This window comes from Ralstonia sp. 110700041-2 (assembly GCF_056280165.1).
Genome location: NZ_JBSFAI010000001.1, coordinates 479,258 through 498,849, shown reverse-complemented (window position 1 = coordinate 498,849; position 19,592 = coordinate 479,258). Strand labels below are relative to the sequence as shown.

Genomic DNA, 19,592 nt, shown 5'->3' with positions numbered 1-19,592 from the left:
AGTGAAGAAGCGCAAGGATACGCGCGCCGCGCCGCCTTACTTGGCAAACAGCGACGCCATGTTGGCGAACGCCTTGATCTCCATCGCATTGCCCGACGGATCGAGGAAGAACATCGTGGCCTGCTCGCCGACTTCGCCCTTGAAGCGGATATGCGGCTCGATGATGAACTCGATACCGGCGGCACGCAGCTTGTCGGCGGCGGCTTCCCATTCGGCCATGGAAAGCACCACGCCGAAGTGGCGCACGGGCACGTTGTCGCCGTCGACGGCGCTGGTCTTGCGGTGGCCGATTTCATCCGGCGCGAGATGGGCGACGATCTGGTGGCCGTAGAAGTTGAAATCCACCCAGTCCGGCGAGCTGCGGCCTTCCGGGCAGCCGAGGATGCCGCCGTAAAAGGCGCGGGCCGCGGCAATGTCGTGCACGGGAAAGGCGAGGTGGAATGGGGCAAGCACAGGCGTGACGTTGCTCATGTGTGGGCGCAGGCCGGGAAGAGTTGAAATCAGGCAGCACCGGCGCGCAGCGGGGGGGCCGCTTACGCACCGAGCCACGCGAACGAGTCTATGCGCATCCACTCATGCACAAAAGCGATGTTTTTTTGCGCTGAGCAACATTAAATTTGATGAATCAGGCAAAAAAGAAGCCGCCCGACGGCGGCGAAAGAGACACACGGTAAGCGCACCCGCAGTGCGTGCAGGTGCGCGAAGGCGAATATCAGGCGAAGGCGAACGACGTCACGGCCATTTCGGCCTGCGCCAGCGGCAGGCGCACGGTGCAGACCGTGGCGTCGCCCGGCACGTTGGCCACGCGGAAACCCGCATCGCGCGCGAGGCTGATCATGCGGCGGTTGATGGACAACACCTCGCCGAAAACTTCCCGCGCGCCGGACACCCGCGCCGCGCGAACCAGCGTGGCAAACAGGCGTCGCCCGACGCCCTTGCCCTGCCACGCGTCGGCCACCAGCATGGCGAACTCGGCCACACCGTCTTCCACGACGAAGCGGCCATCGGCGATCAGGTCTTCACCGGTGCCGTCGGGGCGCGCCACGCTCACGACCAGCGCCATGTGGTTCACGTAGTCGATCTGCGTGTAGGTGGCGAGCATCTCGTCGGTCAGCCGGCCGCCGCCCACCAGGAAGCGCGCATAGCGCGACTCGGACGACAGCCCCTCGACCAGAGCGGCCTCAAGCGGAGCGTCTTGCGGCAGAATCGGGCGCACGGTGGCGATGGAGCCGTCGTGCATGGTCCAGCGGTCGATCCATTCGGCGGGGTAACGGTGGATGGTGTAAAGCATGGGGATCTCCTCACGCGACGGATCGTTGTTATTGCATGCCAGCACGGGATCACCGCCTGACTTTCTAATTTGAAGCTAGATTAGCAGAAACCCTGACTTTTGCAAGTAAAGTCAGAATTGACTATGCTTTTGCCATGAGAATTCCGGAACCTTTCCCCGTCCCAACCGCATCCGAGCTTGTAACGTCGATGGAAGAGCCGTGCTCGATCGCGGCCGCCGTATCGATCGTCGGTGAGAAATGGACGCTGCTCGTGCTGCGCGAGGCGTTTTCCGGCGTGACGCGGTTTGATGAGTTTTTGCGCCGCACGGGATGCTCGTCGGCGATCCTGTCGTCGCGGCTCAAGGCGCTGGTGACGTACGGCATCCTGCGCCGTGTGCCTTACCAGGAGCCGGGCGACCGCGTGCGCGATGCCTACCGGCTGACACGGGCGGGCGTGGACCTGCTGCCTGCCATCGTCGCGCTCATGCAATGGGGCGACCGTTACCTCACGCCCGATGGCGAAGGCCCCATGTTGCTGCGCGACCGGGAAAGCGGCACACCGATCCACGTCGCGCTGGTCAATGCGCTGGGCGAGCCCGTTGCGCCCAAGAACTCGATGCGCGAGCGCAATCCGCGTTATGGACGGGGGGAAAATCGTGCCGCCACGGCCGCTGATACGCCGCCGGCCAACGGGTAACACACAACTTTACAGGCCCGGCATAACCCCCTATCGTCGGGGATGAATGGGCAAACGGCCGCGTTCGACCCGGCTTTCCAACACATCCCGCGCCTTGCCGCCATCGGCTGATGGTTGCCCCTCCTGATTTCGCCCTGTACCTCTCTGCTCACGCCCGGAACCCCGACTGCCATGCCCGATGCCGTGGTACCGCTCTACCACCAGATCTACGTCGTCCTGCGCCAACAGATTCTTGAGGGCCGGTTCAGCGATGGCCCGATGCCGGGCGAGATCGAACTGGCCCGCCAGTTCGGCGCGTCGCGGGTCACGATGCGGCGCGTGTTCGACTACCTCGTCAAGGAAGGTCTGGTGCGCCGCCATCGCGGCATGGGCACATTTGTCGTCAAGCCTGATGACCCGGTGACGATGGGCGGCGGTGCCCAGACGCTGCTGCAGAACATCATTGACGTGGGCGAGCGCACCTCCGCCGTCGTCGTCGAATTTGAAGACGTGCTGGCCCCGCCCGACGAGGCCAAATGCCTAGAAATCGCGCCTGGCACGCCGATCAAGAAACTCGTGCGCGTGCGCCACCTGGAAGACACGCCCATGGCGCTCATCACGACGTGGCTGCCGCTGGACGTGACGAGCAAGCTCACGCTCGAACGCCTGGCCAGCCAGTCGCTGCTGCGGCTGATCGAGGGCTCGGGCGTGCGGATCGATCGTGCGTCGCAGGTGGTGTCGGCACGTTTGGCCGATGTGGCGACGGCGCAATATCTGGATGTGTCGGTGGGCGCGCCGCTGCTCTCCGTCCAGCGCATCGTGCGCGAGATGAGCGGGCGCCCCGTGCAACTGCTGCAGGGCCTCTACCGGCCCGACCGCTACGAATACCGCATGGAGCTGTCGCGCGTGGGCGAGGACCGCGCCCGCCTGTGGATCGACAACGCCGGTCACGACGTGCACGGTGGCCACAGCGAGGACGTGGAGGAGGCACCCGCCTCGGCCTCCACCCCCGCCGGCCAGCGCGCCTGACACCACCACCAGCAAGGTTATTGGCCGTCAGCAGGCCCCCAGGAAAGTTGTTAGCATCGCCGCTTCGCTGCGATGCAGCAATTTCCTCATGAGGTTCCCATGTCGACCTCGCCTGCGTCCCCAACGCCTGCCAATACCACCATGGCACCTGCCGCACCTGACACCCGAGGGCTGATCCGCCTGCTCACGGCCGGCGCGGGCATCAGCGTGGCGTGCATTTACCTGAACCACCCGCTACTGGGCCTCATCGGCCGCGACCTCGCCATCGCGCCGCACGCGTTGGGCGTGTTGCCGACGCTCACGGCGGCGGGCTACGCCAGCGGCATCTTTTTCTTCGGCCCGCTGGGCGACCGCTACGATCGCCGCATCGTCATCCTCTGGAAGGCGCTGCTGCTCACATTGGCGCTCATCACCAGCTGCCTCGCGCCCAACCTCCCACTGCTTGCGGCAGCGGGCTTTGCGGTGGGGCTGTCGGCCACCATCGCGCAGGACTTCGTGCCCAGCGCCGCGGCCATCAGCACCGACCACAACCGCAATCGCAACATCGGCACGGTGATGACGGGGCTGTTGATCGGCATCGTCAGCTCGCGCGTGTTCAGCGGCATCGTGGCGGACCATTTCGGCTGGCGCGCGGCGTTTGGCGTATCGGCGGTAGCGATTGTCGGGCTGGCGATTGCCGTGCGCGCCGCCCACTTTGGTGTGGCACCGCCCGCAACCATGAGGCAGCCGTACCTCACGCTGCTGCGTTCGTTGGGCACGCTGTTCGCACAGCACCCGCGGCTGCGCGCGGCGGCCATCACGCAGGCATTCATCGGCATTGCGTTCTCGGGCTTCTGGTCGACCGTGGCATTGCACCTGACGAGTTCGCTCGGCCTGTCGACGGGTCAAGCGGGCCTGCTTGGCCTGGCCGGTGCAGCGGGCGCACTGGGCGCGAGCATTGCCGGGCGATTGTCGGGCCGCGTTGCGCCCGGCCACATCGCTGCGGGTGGTGCGTTGCTCATGGCGGTGACGTTTGCCGCGATGGCAATGTTCCCGCAATCGCTCATCGCCATCGTGATCGGCACGCTCGTCTTTGACGTGGGCGTGCAGGCTGCGCTGGTATCGCACCAGACCATCATTTATGCATTGGCACCCGAAGCGCGCAGCCGTATCAACGCGGTGTTCATGACGGCGCTGTTCATCGGCATGTCGGTGGGCGCGTATGGTGCGAGCCTGGCGTGGACGAGCGCGCGCTGGACTGGATTGATGGCGTTCTGCACAGCGGCGGCGCTGGTGGCGCTCGGGTTGCGCGTGGTGTTCAACGCGCGGCAGGGCGCACGATGAGCGAAATCGACCGGGTACGCGTGTTGGGCGTACCCGTTTCTGCGTGACCTCAGCACGCCTCCTGCACACCTGCCGCAACACACCATCTCACCCATCGGGGCAATTCCGGGCGCGACAACCTGCGACATGTCGCTACAATTCTGAGGTTCAGCTTAGGCTGCCCACAGAACAACCACACCGACCACACCGAGACGCCCTCATGGATAGCACTGCCACCCCGCACGCGGTTGACCCGCACGACACACGTCGCCGTATCTTTGCCATCGTCGGCGCGTCGTCGGGCAACCTCGTCGAATGGTTCGACTTTTACGTCTACGCGTTCAGCGCGCTGTACTTTGCGCCCGCCTTCTTCCCCAGCGGTGACCGCACGACACAATTGCTGAACACGGCAGGCGTGTTTGCGGCGGGCTTCCTGATGCGGCCGATCGGCGGCTGGCTGTTCGGCCGCATTGCCGACAAGCACGGCCGGCGCAGGGCGATGATGATCTCGGTGCTGATGATGTGCGGCGGCTCGCTGCTGATCGCGGTGCTGCCAACGTATGCGCAGATCGGTGCGCTGGCCCCGTTCCTGTTACTCGTCGCGCGGCTGTTCCAGGGCCTGTCGGTGGGCGGGGAATACGGCACCAGCGCGACGTACATGAGCGAGGTGGCACTGCAGGGCCGGCGCGGCTTCTTCGCCTCGTTCCAGTATGTGACGCTGATCGGCGGCCAGCTGTGCGCCGTGCTCGTCCTGGTGATCCTGCAGCAACTGCTGACGACGGCCGAACTGAAAGCCTGGGGCTGGCGCATTCCGTTTGTGGTGGGCGCACTGACGGCGCTGATTGCGCTGTACCTGCGTAAATCGCTGCACGAAACGCAGACCGCCTCGGCGCGCACGGCGGAGCACGCGGGCACGATCCGCGGCGCGTGGCAGCACAAGGGCGCGTTCCTGCGCGTGATCGGCTTTACCGCTGGCGGCTCGCTGATCTTCTACACGTTCACGACGTACATGCAGAAGTACCTCGTCAACACGGCACACATGGAGACCAAGACCGCCTCCAACGTGATGACGGGTGCTCTGTTCGTCTACATGGTGCTGCAGCCCGTGTTTGGCGCGCTGTCCGACCGCATCGGCCGCCGCAATTCGATGCTGCTGTTCGGGGCACTCTCGGTGCTGGGCACAGTACCGCTCATGAAGGCGCTGGCCACGGTGACGACCCCGCTCGCTGCCTTCGGCCTCATCACGGTGGCGCTGGCCATCGTCAGCTTCTATACGTCGATCAGCGGGCTGATCAAGGCCGAGATGTTCCCGCCAGAGGTGCGCGCCATGGGCGTGGGCCTGTCGTATGCGATTGCCAACGCGGTGTTCGGCGGCTCGGCGGAATACGTGGCGCTGTGGTTCAAGCAGGCCGGTACCGAATCGACGTTCTATTGGTATGTGACGGCGCTGTGCGCGGTGTCTTTCGTCGTGACGTACTTCATGCCCGATCCGAGCAAGGAAGGGTATCTGCGCCACACGCCGTAATCGCGGCCCGGCGCTTCAACAACAAGGGCATACCGCGACCACCGATGTCTCAAACGGCGGTCGCGGTCGAGCTTCCTGCATCAGCTTCCGGCTATCACAACGCGCCGAACGCGGCAGCCACCAGGCGACGCTGCTCCGCCTGGTGCGCGCGCACCGACGCATGCGCGCCCGACGGCGTCGCGCTGCGGCACACACTGGCCAGTCGGCTCCCCTCCGGTAGACACGCCACCAGCGGGTCGCGCACGAAGCGCCATGCGCCCTGGTTGGTGTCCTCCTCCTGCGCCCAGACGATCTCCTTCAGGTTAGGGAATGCCGCCAGCGCGGCCACAAGTGCCTCCTGCGGAAACGGATAGAGCTGCTCCACACGGACGAGCGCCACATCCGCGCGGGCCTCGCGCTCGCGCTGCGCGTGCAGTTCGTAGAAGAACTTACCGCTGCACAAGACCACACGCGTGACGGTTTGCGGGTCGACCGCCGAGGCGTCGGCCAGCACCGGCATGAAACGCCCGTCGATCAGGTCCTGCAGGGGCGAATGCGAACGCCCGTTGCCATGGAGTTCCGTCTTCGGAGACATGACGATCAGCGGCTTGGGCGTTGCCAGCGCGGCTTGCTCGCGCAACAGGTGGAACCATTGGCCCGACGTCGACGGCATGACCACGCGCATGTTGTCATCCGCGCAAAGCTGCAGAAAACGCCCCAGGAATCCGTTGGAATGCTCTGGCCCGACACCTTCGTGGCCGTGCGGCAGCAGCATCGCCAGTGCAGACTGGCAACCCCACTTGTATTCCCCCGAAGCGATGTACTGGTCAATGAAAACCTGCGCGCCGTTGACGAAGTCGCCGAACTGCGCCTCCCACAATGTCAACCGCGTGCGGGTCTGTACGCTGTAGCCGTATTCGAAGCCCAGCGCGGCTTCTTCCGACAACGGCGAGTTGATGACGTCGAAGGTGCCTTGGCACGGCGCCACGTGCTGCAGCGGAACGTACCGGTCGCCGTCGTCGGACAGTGACGCCTGCGACTGCCACACCGCGTGCCGATGCATGAACGTGCCGCGCCCCACATCCATGCCGGACAGCCGGATGCTGTGCCCGTCTTCCAGCAGCGTGGCATGGGCAAGGTTTTCAGCCAGGCACCAGTCGACCGTATGCGCGTCGCTCGAGACCGTAGCGCGCCAGCGCTCGCACAGTCCGCGCACAACGTCGTGCAGGAGCACGTCGTCGGGCGGTGTGGTCAGCGTCTGCGTCAATGCCTGCACGCGCTGCGATGACAACGGCTGAAGCTGGCGGCGCGCGGCGCTGTGCAGCGTCGAAACGTCGGCTGCACGCGGCGCTTTGCCCGGGGCAGCCCGCAAGTCACGCACGGCAGCTTCGCGCAGATCCGCCAAGCGCGTCGATTCCGCACTGGCAACGTGATATTGCTCCGTGACGGTCGGGTGCGCCGCAATGGCGGCGTGCAGCGCGGGCTGCGTCACGGCGGGCGTGTCGTGCTCCGAATGCCCAAGGCGCCGATAGCCGATCAGATCGATGACGATATCGGCGCCATGCTCCATCCGGTACGCAATGGCAATCCGTGCGGCACGCACGACGGCTTCGGGGTCGTCGGCGTTGACGTGCAGCACCGGCGCATCAACCATGCGCGTCACGTCGGTGCAGTAGTCGTGCGCACGCACGTCCATCACGTTGGGTGTTGTAAAGCCGATCTGGTTATTGACGATCACGTGCACGACACCGCCTGCCGTGTAGCCGCTGCGGCGGGTCAGGTTCAGGGTCTCCATGACAACGCCTTGCCCCGCGAACGCCGCATCGCCGTGCACCATCACCGGCAGGCACGGTGTGCCCGGGTGCTCGTCCACATGCGCGCGGGCCATGCCACACACCACGGGGTACACGCTCTGCAGATGCGATGGATTGGGCGCCAGCACCAGCGCCACCTCGTCGTCGCCCACCAACCGATGCGCACGACCACCGAGGTGATATGGCAGATCCCGCTGGCTGAATGCGACTTCCGAATCAGGATCGAGCCGATCGAGCATGCCTCGCGCGTCAAACCCCATCACGTTGACGAGCGCGTTCAAGCGCCCGCGATGCGGCATGCCGAGAAACACCTGCCGCACGCCGTGGCCGGCGCCCTCCTCCACCAGCGTATCGAGCAGCGGCACCAGGCTCTCGCAGCCCTCCAGAGAGAACCGCTTGGCGTGCGCGAACGTGCCACCGGCAAGACGCTCCCACATCTCCGCCGCCACCAGCCGGCGCAGCAGCCAACGCTTGCGGTCGGGGGCGAGCGGCGGCGCCAGCAACTCTGCCTCCATGCGGGCGTAGAGCCACGCACGGCGCTGGCGCTTGCGCACGCTGCTGCAATCGAGACCGGTCGTGCCGCAGTACACCCGCTTGAGCTGCCATTCGAGCGCCTGCATCGTCGTCGCAGTGGGCAGGACGGTGCTTGCCGGCTCGCGCTTTTGCGCAGGGTCCAGGCCATGAAACCGCAGGCGAAGCTCGGGCACGTCGGGCAGGGGCGCGCGTGCGAGCGGGTCCAGGCGCGCGCGCCGATGCCCATGCTTGCGATAGGCATCGATCAACTGCGTGACAGCGGTGGATGGGGGCGCCGCCGCGGCAGTGCCGGCCGGCGCGTTGGACGGGTCAAACGCTGCGGCCGAACCCGGGTCGGCCATTTGAGGAGCGTGCGAAGACATGGTTGTTCAGGAGATAAGAGACACCGTGGGTTGACCCCACCATCGGCACTCCGGCGCACCCGCGCGCGCAATCCTCCAACCAGCACAGCGGTTGCGCAGCAGACACCTGTTCGGCAAATGGCGGGACCGTTCGAAACGCCAAGGCAGGCGCTACGTCGATTCCTTCTGTGACGAGCCGCCTGGCGATGGCCCGTGCCTCCTCCGTTGGACTGCTGACTGCAACATCACTGCGACAACGACGACTACGAATTACGAAAGTGTTTGTGCTCGCGCCCAGCCAGCCTGCGCCACGGTGGCCGTCTCGCCCTGCACGCCATGCGCATGGCCCGGCATGTCGCCATGCAGCCTGAAGGCGCTGACCATCTCGGCCAGTTGATCGGCCTGGTCCTGCAGGGCCTGCGCCGATGTCGCGCTTTCTTCCACCAGCGAGGCGTTTTCCTGCGTGACCTTGTCCATCTGCGTGATGGCCTCGTTGATCTGCTCGATGCCTTCGCTCTGCTCACGGCTCGATGCGCTGATCTCGGAAACGATGTTCGTCACGTTCTGAATACCGGCCACCACGTCGCGGATGATCTGGCCGGCCTCTTCCACCTTGGCGGTGCCGGTGCCGACGTGGCTGACCGAATCTTCGATCAGCGCCTTGATCTCCTTGGCCGCTGCGGCACTGCGCTGCGCGAGGTTGCGCACCTCGCCAGCCACCACGGCAAAGCCGCGGCCCTGCTCGCCCGCGCGCGCGGCTTCCACTGCGGCGTTCAGCGCCAGGATGTTGGTCTGGAACGCAATGCTGTCGATCACGCCGATGATGTCGACGATCTTGCGTGACGACGCATTGATGGTGCTCATGGTCTCGATCGCCTCGCCAACGGCATCGCCGCCCTTGGCGGCCACCAGCGATGCGTTGGACGCCAGGCGGCTGGCTTCCTGCGCGTTGTCGGCGTTCTGCTTGACGGTGGAGGTGAGCTGCTCCATGGCCGCCGCCGTTTCTTCCAGCGAGCTGGCCTGCTGTTCGGTCCGGCTGGACAGATCGATGTTGCCGCTGGCCACCTCGCGCGATGCGCGCGTGATGGTGTCCGTTCCGCCGCGCACACGGCCGACGATGCCATGCAGGTTCTCGGTCATGTGCTTGAGCGCAGCCAGCAAGCGGCCGATCTCATCTTGCGCGCCGACCTCCAGACGGTGCGTCAGATCGCCCTGCGCCACGGCTTCGGCCAGATGCACGGCACGGTGGATCGGGCCGGTGATCGTGCGGGTGATGAAGCCACCTGTTGCAATGGCAAGCAGCGTTGCCAGCACGGCCAGTACGATCATCTGGATCTTCGCGTTGGCACCTTGTGCGGCGGCTTCGCCCACGTCGTGCTCCATCTCGCTGGCCTGGTGATCCACCATCTTGTCGACCAGCACGTAGTACTGGTCTTGCAGGCGGCTCATGTCGCCCTGGTACAGAACGCGTGCGTCTTCGGGCTTGTTGGCATCGATCAGCTCAAAGAACTTGCGCACGCTCGCACCGTAAGCGGAGCGCGCCTCGAACTGTTCCTTGAAGAGCGCCTTGCCCGCATCGGTCGTCAGCATCTTCTCCAGCCGCCCATACGCCTGCCCGTTGGCTTGGCGGATGGCTGCGTAGTCGTTCATGTACTTCGCTTTCTGGTCGGCCGACGTGGCCAGCAGCAGATTGCTGAGAATGCCGTTGGCCTTGTAACCGTTGTTCTTGATCTGGTTGCTCAGCGCGATCAGCGAATAGCGCTCGCTGACGATCCGGCCCATCTTCGTGTTGTTGTCGTCCAGCCGTTGGATGCCCACCGCGGCAGTCCCGATCAGCAGCGCCACCACAAGCGCGAACGCTGCACCAAGGCGCACCCCGATCTTCATATCCGAGATTCTCATTTGCTTCATTCCTGTTTCAGCGGCGTCAGAGAGAGACGTCATGCCCTGGGCAACGCCATCGCCGTGGCCATCTGGCGATGCAATCAGGTGCATGCGTTGAAGCAGGAGCATCTTGAAGACATGTGCGGCTGTCGTTGACCGATCTTCAAAGCCGTCGCGCCGCAAGATTGCCCAGGCTGCTTTGATGGGAAATGACGGCACGGCAGGAGGAATCTTGAATGCGATGCCAGGGCAGCGGCGCGCTTCAAACCTGTGCTCTCGGCGGAAGGGGTCCGTGCTGATCGTGAGCTGCGTGGCGCCAGTATTGGCTTGGCGGCACATCCGAGCAAAATCAAGAGAATGAACGCGCACCAAATCTGCGCTTTTGTGAATCGTGGCGGCGCGAAAACTTTCGATATGAAATTATTTTAATTCTCGTATGCGGATGGAAATCGAGCTACCCAGTGTGCGGTCACGCGCGCCGCCCGGCTGATGATGCACCACGCTGGAAGCGCGCCAACATCATCGGACCGGCCTCCGGTGTCTTGCTGGCTGTGATGTCGGCTGCGTTGATGTTCTACCGGATCCGCATGCGCAAGGTTCAACCTGCCCTGGCCGCGATCTATTCCCAGGTCAACGAACACGGAAATCCGCTGACCGAGCGCGGCCCTCGCGCCAAGCGCGCCGGTAAATCCGTGCGATGTCGTTCTTGAACAGTTAAGGAGACGGGAACGCCGATAGAGCGGCTGTGACGGCGGCCGTGCGAATTGCTGCGGGCGTTCTGGAAAAACCTGGCATTCCCGCCCGTCACGGGAATGCGTCAATCCGTTGTTATTGGCTGTAGCCACGCCGCTCGATGGCGGCTAACACATCCCACGTCTGCGGATCGACGTCGCGGCCCCCGAGCGACATCGAAACGTACGCATCAATCGCATCCACAAAGCCTTTGATAAAGGCCGGCGGGAACGAATGTGCGGAGAGGTGCTGAAGCTCCTCACGCAGCATGCCCGGGCGGCACTGGCCGTGGGTGCGCATGGCTGTGCGTATCCGCTTGAGGTACGCCTGCGCCGCCATAGCGCCGTTCAGATAAGTGCGATTTTTGGTGAGCGGGCCTGCGTCGGATGACGTAGGCGCGTGCGTGGGTGGTTCGGGTGGAGATGGATAAGACGCGGGGCGGTGCCCGCTTTTGACAGATGGCATGTCGGCCTCTCTAAGTTGCAGTGGAGGCACGCCATTCGTCGCCAGACGAGGGGTGGCGGGCCTGACGGCGGGGCTGGCGAACCGGCCCTTAGAGAACGACCGGCAGACCCGAAGGTCTCCCCGCCCGGCCCGCCATAAACAACACAAGCGAGCAGGAGCGGACCATCGCTTGCGCGATAGCCTCTCTAAGAACTGCTATGCAGGTCGCCAAACCCGGCTGCCGTTGGTGCGGCAGCGGGGTGGATTATAGCGATGGGAGCCGCTTCCAACTTCCGATTCTGTGCACCCAACCTCCGGGCTCCGATGGCCGAGCACGCACTACGCAAGTTGGTCCAATGCGAGCGGCGGTTGGCCCTCCGCCAAGCACGTCCGACCTTTTGCTTCTCGCCGTTGTCCTGCAGACAGCCGAGCGCCGCCGTTTTAGGTGCGTGCGTGGATCTCAAACATTCGATCTCGACAGTCCGAGAGCGACACGTCGCAAGGACACCCCTGAGGCGTCTCGAACGTCAATCGCCCAGCCCACGCTCGCCATGACGTCCCTCGCGATGTGCGGAACCTGCGAGAATTCGGGTCTCCTCGCGATCCCGGACTCCCCATGGAACTCAGACAGCTTCGATACTTCCTGGCCGTTGTCGAGCACGGAAGCATGGGCAAGGCCGCGCTGGAATTGGGCGTGGTTACGTCCGCGCTCAGCCAGCAGATCAGCCGACTCGAAAGCGAACTGGCGACGCGCCTGCTGCAACGCACCTCCAGCGGCGTGATACCGACCGACGCAGGTCTCGCTTTCTGGCGACAGGCGCAGCTCGCATTGCGTCATGTCGACGACGCCGCGCAGGCCGCGCGTGCGGCCAGACTTTCAGGCCACGTCAGTATCGGCATGGCGCCCAGCACCGCCAGCGTACTTGGCATTGCATTCATGCAGGCGATGCGCGAGCGCTATCCCGATGTTCGCTTGCGTATGGTCGAAAGCCTGTCAGGCTATCTGGAGTCGATGTTGAGCGCCCGGCAGATCGATCTTGCCGTCCTCTTCCGGGAGCAGCCGTCACAGAGATGGAGCGTGCTGCCCCTTCTCGATGAGCGGCTCTTCGTCATCGGGGCAGAGAATCTGCACGGTATGCCCACGGGAACTAGCGCTCGGCTCGGGCAACTGGGCGACCTGGGCCTGATCCTGCCCAGCGGCCCGCACGGATTGCGCTCGCTTCTCTCAGAGGCATTCAAGCGTGCCAAATATGAGCCGCGCATCGTCGCCGAAGTCGACGGCCTGGCGCTGCTGATGGACTTCGTGCGCAGCGGCATGGGCGCGACGATCCAGCCGGGCGCAGCCCTGGCGCGCGCAGAAAATGCCTCTTTGGCCAGCGTGCCTCTTGCTGAAGCTTTTGCGGCGCGGCCGAACATGATCACCAGCGTGTCGGACGAAGAACTTTCGCCTGCAGGGCTGGCGGCGCGCGTGGTGCTTGCAGATGTCGCGCGGCAACTTGTTCACGAAGGACGCTGGCCCGGCGCGCGCCTGCGCGGCGAAGGGTCTTCACGAAACTTGAAGACCCGTTGACGCCCTGCTGATGGCGGCTGACGAAAACGCGCCATACAGTGCTCCCGCAAGGAGGCATGTATGGTTGACGTACTGGTCATCGGGGGCGGGAACGCCGCGCTCTGCGCAGCACTGATGGCGCGGGAGGCAGGAGCATCGGTGCTGATGCTCGAATCCGCGCCGCGCGCTTGGCGTGGCGGCAATTCACAGCACACGCGCAACCTGCGCTGCATGCACGACGCGCCGCAAGACGTGCTCGTCGATGCGTATCCCGAAGAGGAATACTGGCACGACTTGTTGAAAGTCACGGGTGGGCAGACCAATGAGCATCTTGCCCGCCTGACGATCCGTGCCTCGTCGACTTGCCGCCCCTGGATGCAGAAGCACGGCGTGCGCTTCCAGCCGCCGCTGTCAGGCGCGCTGCATGTTGCCCGCACCAACGCCTTCTTCATGGGCGGCGGCAAAGCGCTGATCAACGCCTACTACCGCAGCGCAGAACAACTTGGCGTGCGCATCCGCTATGAAACGCCGGTCGACTCCATCGAACTGGATGGCGGTCGGTTCGTTGCGGCGCGCAGCGGCACGCAGCGCTTCGAGGCACGTGCGTGTGTGCTCGCTGCCGGTGGCTTCGAATCGAACCGCGAATGGCTGCGAGAGGCCTGGGGACAGAACGAACGTGGCGAATGGCCTGCCGACAACTTCTTGATCCGCGGTACGCGCTTCAATCGCGGCGTGCTGCTGAAGTTCATGATCGATGCGGGCGCAGACACCATCGGCGATCCGTCGCAATCGCATTGCGTCGCCATCGATGCGCGAGCCCCGCTGTATGACGGCGGTATCTGCACGCGCATCGACTGCGTCTCGCTAGGCGTCGTCGTCAACCGGAATGCCCAGCGCTTCTACGACGAAGGCGAGGACTTCTGGCCCAAGCGCTATGCCATCTGGGGCAGGCTCGTGGCACAACAACCAGGGCAGATCGGCTATTCGATCATCGACGCGAAGGCGATCGGCCGCTTCATGCCACCGGTCTTTCCCGGCGAGAAGGCGGCAACCCTGGCCGAACTGGCCCGCAAGCTCAATCTTCCTGAGGCGCAGTTCATGCAGACGCTGCATCGCTACAACCAAGCGTGCCGCGTTGGCACTTTCGACCACACCGCGCTCGATGACTGCCATACCGAAGGCGTGGCCCCGCCCAAGACGCACTGGGCCCAGCCGATTGACGTGCCTCCGTTCTACGGCTACGCGCTGAGACCGGGCATCACGTTCACCTACCTGGGTCTGAAGACCAACGATCAGGCGCAGGTCCACTTCGGGGGCGCACCGAGCGACAACCTGTTCGTCGCTGGCGAAATGATGGCGGGCAACGTGCTTGGAAAGGGTTATACGGCGGGGGTCGGCATGTCGATCGGCACTGCCTTCGGCCGCATCGCCGGCACCCAGGCCGCGCGCCACGCGTTGCAAACATCCGGAGTCGAACGTGCACAAGCCTGACATGCCCGCCGCCGCGCGGACGGACCGCCCTTCACACGACGCCGCCCCCTCAGCACGCGAGACGCGTCGCCGGGCATCACGCGTGATTCCCATCCTGGCGATGACGCCAAACGAAATCGAAGTGGCGCGGCAGATGCAGATTTGCAACGCATGTCGCTACTGCGAAGGGTTCTGTGCCGTCTTTCCTGCCATGACACGGCGCCTTGCGTTCGGCAAGGCCGACGTCAACTACCTTGCCAACCTGTGCCACAACTGCGGCGCGTGTTACCACGCATGCCAGTACGCGCCACCGCACGAATTTGGCGTCAACGTCCCCAAGGCAATGGCGAAGGTCCGCCTGGAAACCTACACGCAGTACGCGTGGCCCGCGTCGTTGGGCGCCCTGTATCAGCGTAACGGAGTGACGGTATCCGTGGCGCTCGCGGCCGGCCTGGCCATGTTCCTGTTGCTTGGCGCCGCAATGTACGGTCTTTTGCACAGGGTGGGAGGTGCCGCCGCCGGCAACTTCTATGCGGTCTTTCCACATAACTTGCTGGTCGCGATCTTTGGCGTGGTGTTTCTCTTCGCCGCGATAGCGCTCGGGATGGGTGTGACGCGGTTCTGGCATGACGTATCGGAAGGCAGCGGGGCAACCAGCGCACCTGCTCTGGCCGAAGCAGCAAAGAACGCCTTGACGTTGAAGTACCTGGACGGCGGACACGGCGACGGCTGCAACGAGTCTGACGATGCCTTCACCCTGGCACGGCGGCGCTTTCACCACCTGACGTTCTATGGCTTCCTGCTGTGCTTTGCCGCAACGGCGGTTGCCACGCTGTATCACTACCTGCGCGGGCTCCACGCGCCCTACCCGTTACTCAGCTTGCCGGTGCTGCTCGGCACCGTTGGCGGTATCGGCCTGGTCGTCGGGCCAGCCGGCCTGCTTTGGCTCAACCTGCGCCGTCACCCCGAGCAAGGCGATGCGGCGCAACGCCCGATGGACAGGGGGTTCATTGCGTTGCTTCTGATGACCAGCGCTTCAGGGCTCGCGCTTCTGGCCGGGCGCAGCACAGCGGCGATGCCGACGCTGCTGGCGATCCATCTGGGCATCGTTGTCGCACTGTTCGCGACGCTGCCATATGGAAAGTTCGCGCATGGCGTGTACCGATCCGCCGCGCTATTGAAATCCTCGATTGAAAGACGGCAACGAAACAACGTCACGCTCGGCGCGGATTAGCACATAAGCAGCGAGGCGGCGCATCTCGCCGCTGCGCTATACAACAGGAGACACTGCAGTGAACCCCACTCATCAACTCGCCGTGGAGCACGCCAGCTCGCACGGATCAAAGGCCGCCGCCGTGCTACGCGTGACGAGCGGCAACTTTCTCGAGCAGTTTGATTTTTTCCTTTTCGGCTTTTACGCCACCGCAATCTCCAAGGTCTTCTTTCCCTTGGCGGACGAGTTTGCCTCGCTGATGCTGACCTTCGCCGTGTTCGGCGCCGGGTTCCTGATGCGCCCGCTGGGCGCGATCTTTCTGGGTGCGTACATCGACAAGGTCGGCCGGCGTAAAGGTCTGATCGTCACGCTGGCGATCATGGCAAGCGGGACGATCCTGATCGCCTGCGTGCCCAGTTATGCGTCCATCGGCATCGCTGCATCGGTGCTGGTGCTGATCGGCCGACTGTTGCAGGGCTTCTCGGCGGGCGCCGAACTCGGCGGTGTTTCCGTGTATCTGGCGGAGATCGCAACGCCTGGGAACAAGGGCTTCTATACGAGCTGGCAATCCGGCAGCCAGCAAGTGGCCATCATCGTGGCGGCTGCCCTGGGCTATGCACTCAATCAGTGGATGGCCGCAGAGCAGTTGGCCGTGTGGGGATGGCGCATCCCGTTCTTTCTGGGTTGTGCCATCGTTCCATTCCTGTTCGTGCTGCGCCGCTCACTGAAAGAAACGGCGGCCTTTGAAGCAAGGCGTCATCATCCTCGGTCGGCCGAAGTGTTCGCGATGCTGGTGCGTCACTGGAAGATCGTCATCGGCGGCATGCTGCTCACGGCGATGACCACCACGACGTTCTACCTCATCACTGTGTACACGCCGACCTTTGGCAAGGCCGTGCTGAAGCTGTCGACAAGCGACAGCCTGATGGTGACGCTGCTCGTTGCGCTATCGAACTTCATCTGGTTGCCAATCGGCGGCGCCATTTCAGACCGCACCGGCCGCAAACCCATCTTGATGGCGATTACCCTTCTGGCCATCTGCACGTCATATCCGGCGCTGTCCTGGCTTGCACATGCACCCAGCTTTGGCCGAATGCTGACCGTGCTCCTTTGGTTCTCGTTCTTCTTTGGCATGTACAACGGCGCCATGGTCGCCGCGCTGACCGAGGTCATGCCGGTCGAGGTGCGTGTAGCCGGCTTTTCGCTGGCGTTCAGCCTGGCAACAGCCGTCTTCGGCGGGTTCACGCCAGCGCTGTCGACCTACTTGATCGAAGTGACACACGACAAGGCGGCGCCCGGCTATTGGCTCAGTTTCGCCGCACTGTGCGGGCTGTGCGCGACCCTGGGGCTGTATCGGCAAAAGCGGCGAAGTGCAGATCCCGTAGCTTCGCCGACCCCGTAGCGCACGTCACTGCGAAGGCTGCCGTGAGGTGCATGGCGCTTCCATCACAAGCGTTGCGCTGGGTGCGTTGTTGCTCCGCTGAAACGTCACCCCAGTTCCCCATACCCACGCATGCGCGCCTCACGTGCCATCACGGCGATGGGCCGGTAATGCGCCAACGTGGTCGGCACGATGTCTTCCAGGCGGAGCCTGGCGCGCAGACCGGCGTCATCGTGCAAGGCTTGGCGCATTGCGTTTCTCACGCGCTGCACCAGCGTGTCGCCCGCGCGGCGTGAGGCGATGAAGGGCAGGCCGGCCACATGCCGTGTCGAGCCGATCTGCCGTAGCCCCGCAACCAGGTCTGGCCTGTGCTCTGCGGCAAAGGCCAGCGTTACGCAGTCGATGGCGGCAACGTCGGCCTCGTCGTCGGCCACCGCCGCCAGCGACCGCAGGTGCGAGCCCGTGTGCACGACGGCCCCGAAGAACCGCGCGCCGCGCACCAGCGGCGCAACGGCGTGGCGCAGCGCGTTCATGCCGCTGTGCGAATCGGGGCTGTTGCAGGCCACGCGCGCCCCCCGGCATGCGGCCAGGGTGGCGGGGCCATCTTTGGCGCGCACCACGATTGCACTGCTATAGGCTTCCTGCTGGCAACCGGGCACCACAAAGCGCGGGGTGCCGATCAGCTGTACCCGCGATGCCAACCCGCGAATCAACGGGTAGCCGCAGGTTTGCGACAGCAACACGTCGTCGCGTCGCCAGAAAGCGTGCAGCGCGTCGGGGCTCTCGCCCGGGTCCACGGTGTCCAGCATCACGGGCGACATGCCACGGCCGAGCGCCTGGGCTGTTCGCTCGATCAGCGTGGCCCAGTCGTCCCGCAACGACGCAGAGACGTTGTACATCGGGAGGGCTGCCACCCAGCGCTCACGCTTCGCCATATTCGCGATACCCGCCATAGGAACGCGGCGCATACATGTGCCGATCGGAAGGACCATGGAACAGCGGATGCGCTACCGGCGCCGCCACACGCAGCGCGTAGCGGATCAGCCATTCCCGATACCCGCGGACATGGAAGCCGCCGTTGCGCACGAGGTAGTCGTCAGCGCGCCGACGGTAGACCCATGCCAATGCAAACCACGGTACGGAAGGCAGGTCGTGGTGCACCAGATGGTAGTTGTTGTTGAGAAACAGCAACCGCCACATCAAGCCGGCGTCGTTGATGACGCTTCGGGTGGCGTGGGAATCCGCCGGGCGATGCTCCTGGAAAGAGCGGATCGCCGCCAACGACAGCGCCGGATAAGCCACGCCCAGCAGCATGAGCCAGGCAGGCAGGCCACAGGCCGTCTGCAGCCAGACGAGCAGCACCGCGACCGCAAGCAGGTGGGCCGCCCACATGGGCGCGTCGCGCCAGTCGCCCGAGCGCAGCTTTGCGCAAGCATCCGCTGCAATGGTGAGAATCGAGAACGCGGGTTGCAGCAACATCCGCCCGGCCAGCGTATTGCGCGCGGCATACAGCTTGCGCATTGCCGGACTGGCCGCATGCCAATCGACGGCGTAGAGGAAGTAGCTCTCCGGATCGGTGTCCGGGTGCGTCAGTTCAGCCTCGTGGTGCCGCAGATGCAGGCGCCGGTACAGGCCATATGGCAGCCAGATGCCCAGCGGCGCGGCGCCGAGCAAGGCATTGAGCCACGGCAAGCGTGTCGGGTGACCATGCAGCAGCTCGTGCTGCAACGACAGGTACCACGTGGTGCATAACGTCAGCAGCACACACGCCAGCAGCAAACCGAGTTGCCGCACATGCGTGGCAACGCCAAACCAGGTTGCATAGACCGTGGCGATCAGCAGCCACGTCGGCAGCTCCGTGCGCCACAGCCAGTGACGGGCGGCCCGCGCCAGCTCCGTGCGCTGTCGGTCGTCAAGATAAATGGCCATGCGTGCATGCTTGCGTGGTGGAACGAAAGCACAGCATACGGGCCGGCCCCGCGCGACCGGAACGAAGGATTGCCGATAACGATATGTGGCAGCAATCCCCAGCGCACATGACGTTTGCGGATCGCCCTAATCCGGCACCACCGCCGTCACCTCGATCTCCACCTTCGCGCGGTCTTCGACCAGCGCTCCCACCTCCACTGCCGTCATCGCAATGCTGAAGCTGCCGATCAGTTCGCGGAACGCCTTGCCGATCTCGGGATAGGCCGCCACGTAAGCCTTCTTGTCGGTCACGTACCACGTCATGCGCACGATGTGCTCGGGCTTGGCGTCGCCGGCGGCCAACACGTCGACGATGTTCTGCAGCGCCTGCCGGACCTGACCGGCCAGGTCATCCGTGTGGAACACGCCCTGCGCATCCCAGCCGATCATGCCGGCCACGAACACCATGCGCCCGCGCGCGGATACACCGTTGGCATAGCCCTTGGGGCGCGGCCAGTTAGGGGGGAGGAGTACTTCCAT

Annotated in this window: 17 protein-coding genes; 9 read left to right on the top strand and 8 right to left on the bottom strand. The window is 64.6% G+C overall.

Annotation, left to right across the window (positions count from 1 at the left end):
* Positions 1-36: 36 nt before the first annotated feature.
* Together ACUXH0_RS02310 and ACUXH0_RS02305 are read right to left on the bottom strand one after the other, a co-directional pair.
* Entirely contained in the window at positions 37-471 is a 435-nt protein-coding gene (locus ACUXH0_RS02310) for a VOC family protein (protein WP_182593536.1), read from the bottom strand.
* A gap of 241 nt (positions 472-712) precedes the next feature.
* On the bottom strand, positions 713-1,291 hold the full coding sequence (locus ACUXH0_RS02305) for a GNAT family N-acetyltransferase (RefSeq protein ID WP_182593537.1): 579 nt from the start codon (positions 1,289-1,291) through the stop codon (positions 713-715).
* 134 nt (positions 1,292-1,425) lie between these two features.
* Between ACUXH0_RS02305 and ACUXH0_RS02300 the strand changes: the two genes are divergently transcribed.
* The 4 genes from ACUXH0_RS02300 to ACUXH0_RS02285 all read left to right on the top strand — a co-directional run bounded on the left by ACUXH0_RS02300 (position 1,426) and on the right by ACUXH0_RS02285 (position 5,803).
* The gene (locus tag ACUXH0_RS02300) at positions 1,426-1,968 is read left to right on the top strand and encodes a winged helix-turn-helix transcriptional regulator (RefSeq protein ID WP_182593538.1); all 543 of its coding nucleotides are present in this window, start codon (positions 1,426-1,428) and stop codon (positions 1,966-1,968) included.
* A 171-nt stretch (positions 1,969-2,139) separates the two neighbouring features.
* Positions 2,140-2,976 carry a GntR family transcriptional regulator gene (locus ACUXH0_RS02295; RefSeq protein ID WP_004632300.1) on the top strand — a complete coding sequence of 279 codons (837 nt, stop codon included), beginning with the start codon at positions 2,140-2,142 and terminating at the stop codon, positions 2,974-2,976.
* 99 nt (positions 2,977-3,075) lie between these two features.
* Positions 3,076-4,299 (top strand): MFS transporter, encoded by a 1,224-nt coding sequence (locus tag ACUXH0_RS02290; protein WP_182593539.1) that lies wholly within the window; start codon positions 3,076-3,078, stop codon positions 4,297-4,299.
* Between the two features lie 199 nt (positions 4,300-4,498).
* Entirely contained in the window at positions 4,499-5,803 is a 1,305-nt protein-coding gene (locus ACUXH0_RS02285) for an MFS family transporter (RefSeq protein ID WP_004632304.1), read from the top strand.
* A 94-nt stretch (positions 5,804-5,897) separates the two neighbouring features.
* On the opposite strand, the gene ACUXH0_RS02280 is transcribed toward ACUXH0_RS02285, so the two are convergent.
* Both ACUXH0_RS02280 and ACUXH0_RS02275 read right to left on the bottom strand, forming a co-directional pair.
* Positions 5,898-8,471: a 2-oxoglutarate dehydrogenase E1 component gene (locus ACUXH0_RS02280; RefSeq protein ID WP_182593653.1), complete on the bottom strand. Its 2,574-nt coding sequence runs from the start codon at positions 8,469-8,471 to the stop codon at positions 5,898-5,900.
* A 270-nt stretch (positions 8,472-8,741) separates the two neighbouring features.
* Entirely contained in the window at positions 8,742-10,373 is a 1,632-nt protein-coding gene (locus ACUXH0_RS02275; RefSeq protein ID WP_024542272.1) for a methyl-accepting chemotaxis protein, read from the bottom strand.
* 443 nt (positions 10,374-10,816) lie between these two features.
* On the opposite strand from ACUXH0_RS02275, the gene ACUXH0_RS02270 reads away from it, so the two are divergent.
* Positions 10,817-11,065: a hypothetical protein gene (locus tag ACUXH0_RS02270; RefSeq protein WP_024974470.1), complete on the top strand. Its 249-nt coding sequence runs from the start codon at positions 10,817-10,819 to the stop codon at positions 11,063-11,065.
* A gap of 118 nt (positions 11,066-11,183) precedes the next feature.
* Here the strand turns inward: ACUXH0_RS02270 and ACUXH0_RS02265 are convergent, their stop codons facing one another.
* Entirely contained in the window at positions 11,184-11,552 is a 369-nt protein-coding gene (locus tag ACUXH0_RS02265; protein WP_024542270.1) for a hypothetical protein, read from the bottom strand.
* A gap of 595 nt (positions 11,553-12,147) precedes the next feature.
* Here ACUXH0_RS02265 and ACUXH0_RS02260 point away from each other — a divergent pair.
* The 4 genes from ACUXH0_RS02260 to tcuC are packed head-to-tail and all read left to right on the top strand — an operon-like array spanning position 12,148 to position 17,165.
* Entirely contained in the window at positions 12,148-13,101 is a 954-nt protein-coding gene (locus ACUXH0_RS02260) for a LysR family transcriptional regulator (protein WP_024974468.1), read from the top strand.
* Between the two features lie 60 nt (positions 13,102-13,161).
* Positions 13,162-14,571 (top strand): FAD-dependent tricarballylate dehydrogenase TcuA, encoded by a 1,410-nt coding sequence (gene tcuA, locus ACUXH0_RS02255; protein WP_024542604.1) that lies wholly within the window; start codon positions 13,162-13,164, stop codon positions 14,569-14,571.
* 1 nt (position 14,572) lies between these two features.
* A complete protein-coding gene (gene tcuB, locus ACUXH0_RS02250; protein ID WP_081311572.1) occupies positions 14,573-15,784 on the top strand; it encodes a tricarballylate utilization 4Fe-4S protein TcuB in 1,212 nt (403 codons plus the stop codon).
* Positions 15,785-15,842: 58 nt separating this feature from the next.
* Positions 15,843-17,165, top strand: coding sequence for an MFS transporter (tcuC, locus tag ACUXH0_RS02245; protein ID WP_024542602.1), 1,323 nt, complete (start codon positions 15,843-15,845; stop codon positions 17,163-17,165).
* An 86-nt stretch (positions 17,166-17,251) separates the two neighbouring features.
* On the opposite strand, the gene ACUXH0_RS02240 is transcribed toward tcuC, so the two are convergent.
* The 3 genes from ACUXH0_RS02240 to ACUXH0_RS02230 form a co-directional block, all read right to left on the bottom strand.
* Positions 17,252-18,097, bottom strand: a complete 846-nt coding sequence (locus ACUXH0_RS02240; RefSeq protein ID WP_024542601.1) for a phosphate/phosphite/phosphonate ABC transporter substrate-binding protein — start codon at positions 18,095-18,097, stop codon at positions 17,252-17,254.
* Positions 18,066-19,073, bottom strand: coding sequence for a fatty acid desaturase (locus ACUXH0_RS02235; RefSeq protein ID WP_024542600.1), 1,008 nt, complete (start codon positions 19,071-19,073; stop codon positions 18,066-18,068). Before ACUXH0_RS02235 ends, ACUXH0_RS02240 begins: the two co-directional genes overlap by 32 nt.
* Before the next feature lie 126 nt (positions 19,074-19,199).
* Complete coding sequence (locus tag ACUXH0_RS02230; RefSeq protein WP_004632330.1) at positions 19,200-19,592, bottom strand: RidA family protein; 393 nt, start codon at positions 19,590-19,592, stop codon at positions 19,200-19,202.

Coding starts and splice junctions, on each gene's coding strand:
- ACUXH0_RS02265 (WP_024542270.1), bottom strand. CDS start 11,552: ATGCCATCTGTCAAAAGCGGGCACCGCCCCGCGTCTTATCCATCTCCA.
- ACUXH0_RS02275 (WP_024542272.1), bottom strand. CDS start 10,373: ATGAGAATCTCGGATATGAAGATCGGGGTGCGCCTTGGTGCAGCGTTC.
- ACUXH0_RS02235 (WP_024542600.1), bottom strand. CDS start 19,073: ATGGCCATTTATCTTGACGACCGACAGCGCACGGAGCTGGCGCGGGCC.
- ACUXH0_RS02260 (WP_024974468.1), top strand. CDS start 12,148: ATGGAACTCAGACAGCTTCGATACTTCCTGGCCGTTGTCGAGCACGGA.
- ACUXH0_RS02230 (WP_004632330.1), bottom strand. CDS start 19,592: ATGGAAGTACTCCTCCCCCCTAACTGGCCGCGCCCCAAGGGCTATGCC.
- ACUXH0_RS02240 (WP_024542601.1), bottom strand. CDS start 18,097: ATGGCGGGTATCGCGAATATGGCGAAGCGTGAGCGCTGGGTGGCAGCC.
- ACUXH0_RS02310 (WP_182593536.1), bottom strand. CDS start 471: ATGAGCAACGTCACGCCTGTGCTTGCCCCATTCCACCTCGCCTTTCCC.
- ACUXH0_RS02305 (WP_182593537.1), bottom strand. CDS start 1,291: ATGCTTTACACCATCCACCGTTACCCCGCCGAATGGATCGACCGCTGG.
- ACUXH0_RS02300 (WP_182593538.1), top strand. CDS start 1,426: ATGAGAATTCCGGAACCTTTCCCCGTCCCAACCGCATCCGAGCTTGTA.
- ACUXH0_RS02280 (WP_182593653.1), bottom strand. CDS start 8,471: ATGGCCGACCCGGGTTCGGCCGCAGCGTTTGACCCGTCCAACGCGCCG.
- tcuA (WP_024542604.1), top strand. CDS start 13,162: ATGGTTGACGTACTGGTCATCGGGGGCGGGAACGCCGCGCTCTGCGCA.
- tcuB (WP_081311572.1), top strand. CDS start 14,573: ATGCCCGCCGCCGCGCGGACGGACCGCCCTTCACACGACGCCGCCCCC.
- ACUXH0_RS02290 (WP_182593539.1), top strand. CDS start 3,076: ATGTCGACCTCGCCTGCGTCCCCAACGCCTGCCAATACCACCATGGCA.
- ACUXH0_RS02295 (WP_004632300.1), top strand. CDS start 2,140: ATGCCCGATGCCGTGGTACCGCTCTACCACCAGATCTACGTCGTCCTG.
- ACUXH0_RS02285 (WP_004632304.1), top strand. CDS start 4,499: ATGGATAGCACTGCCACCCCGCACGCGGTTGACCCGCACGACACACGT.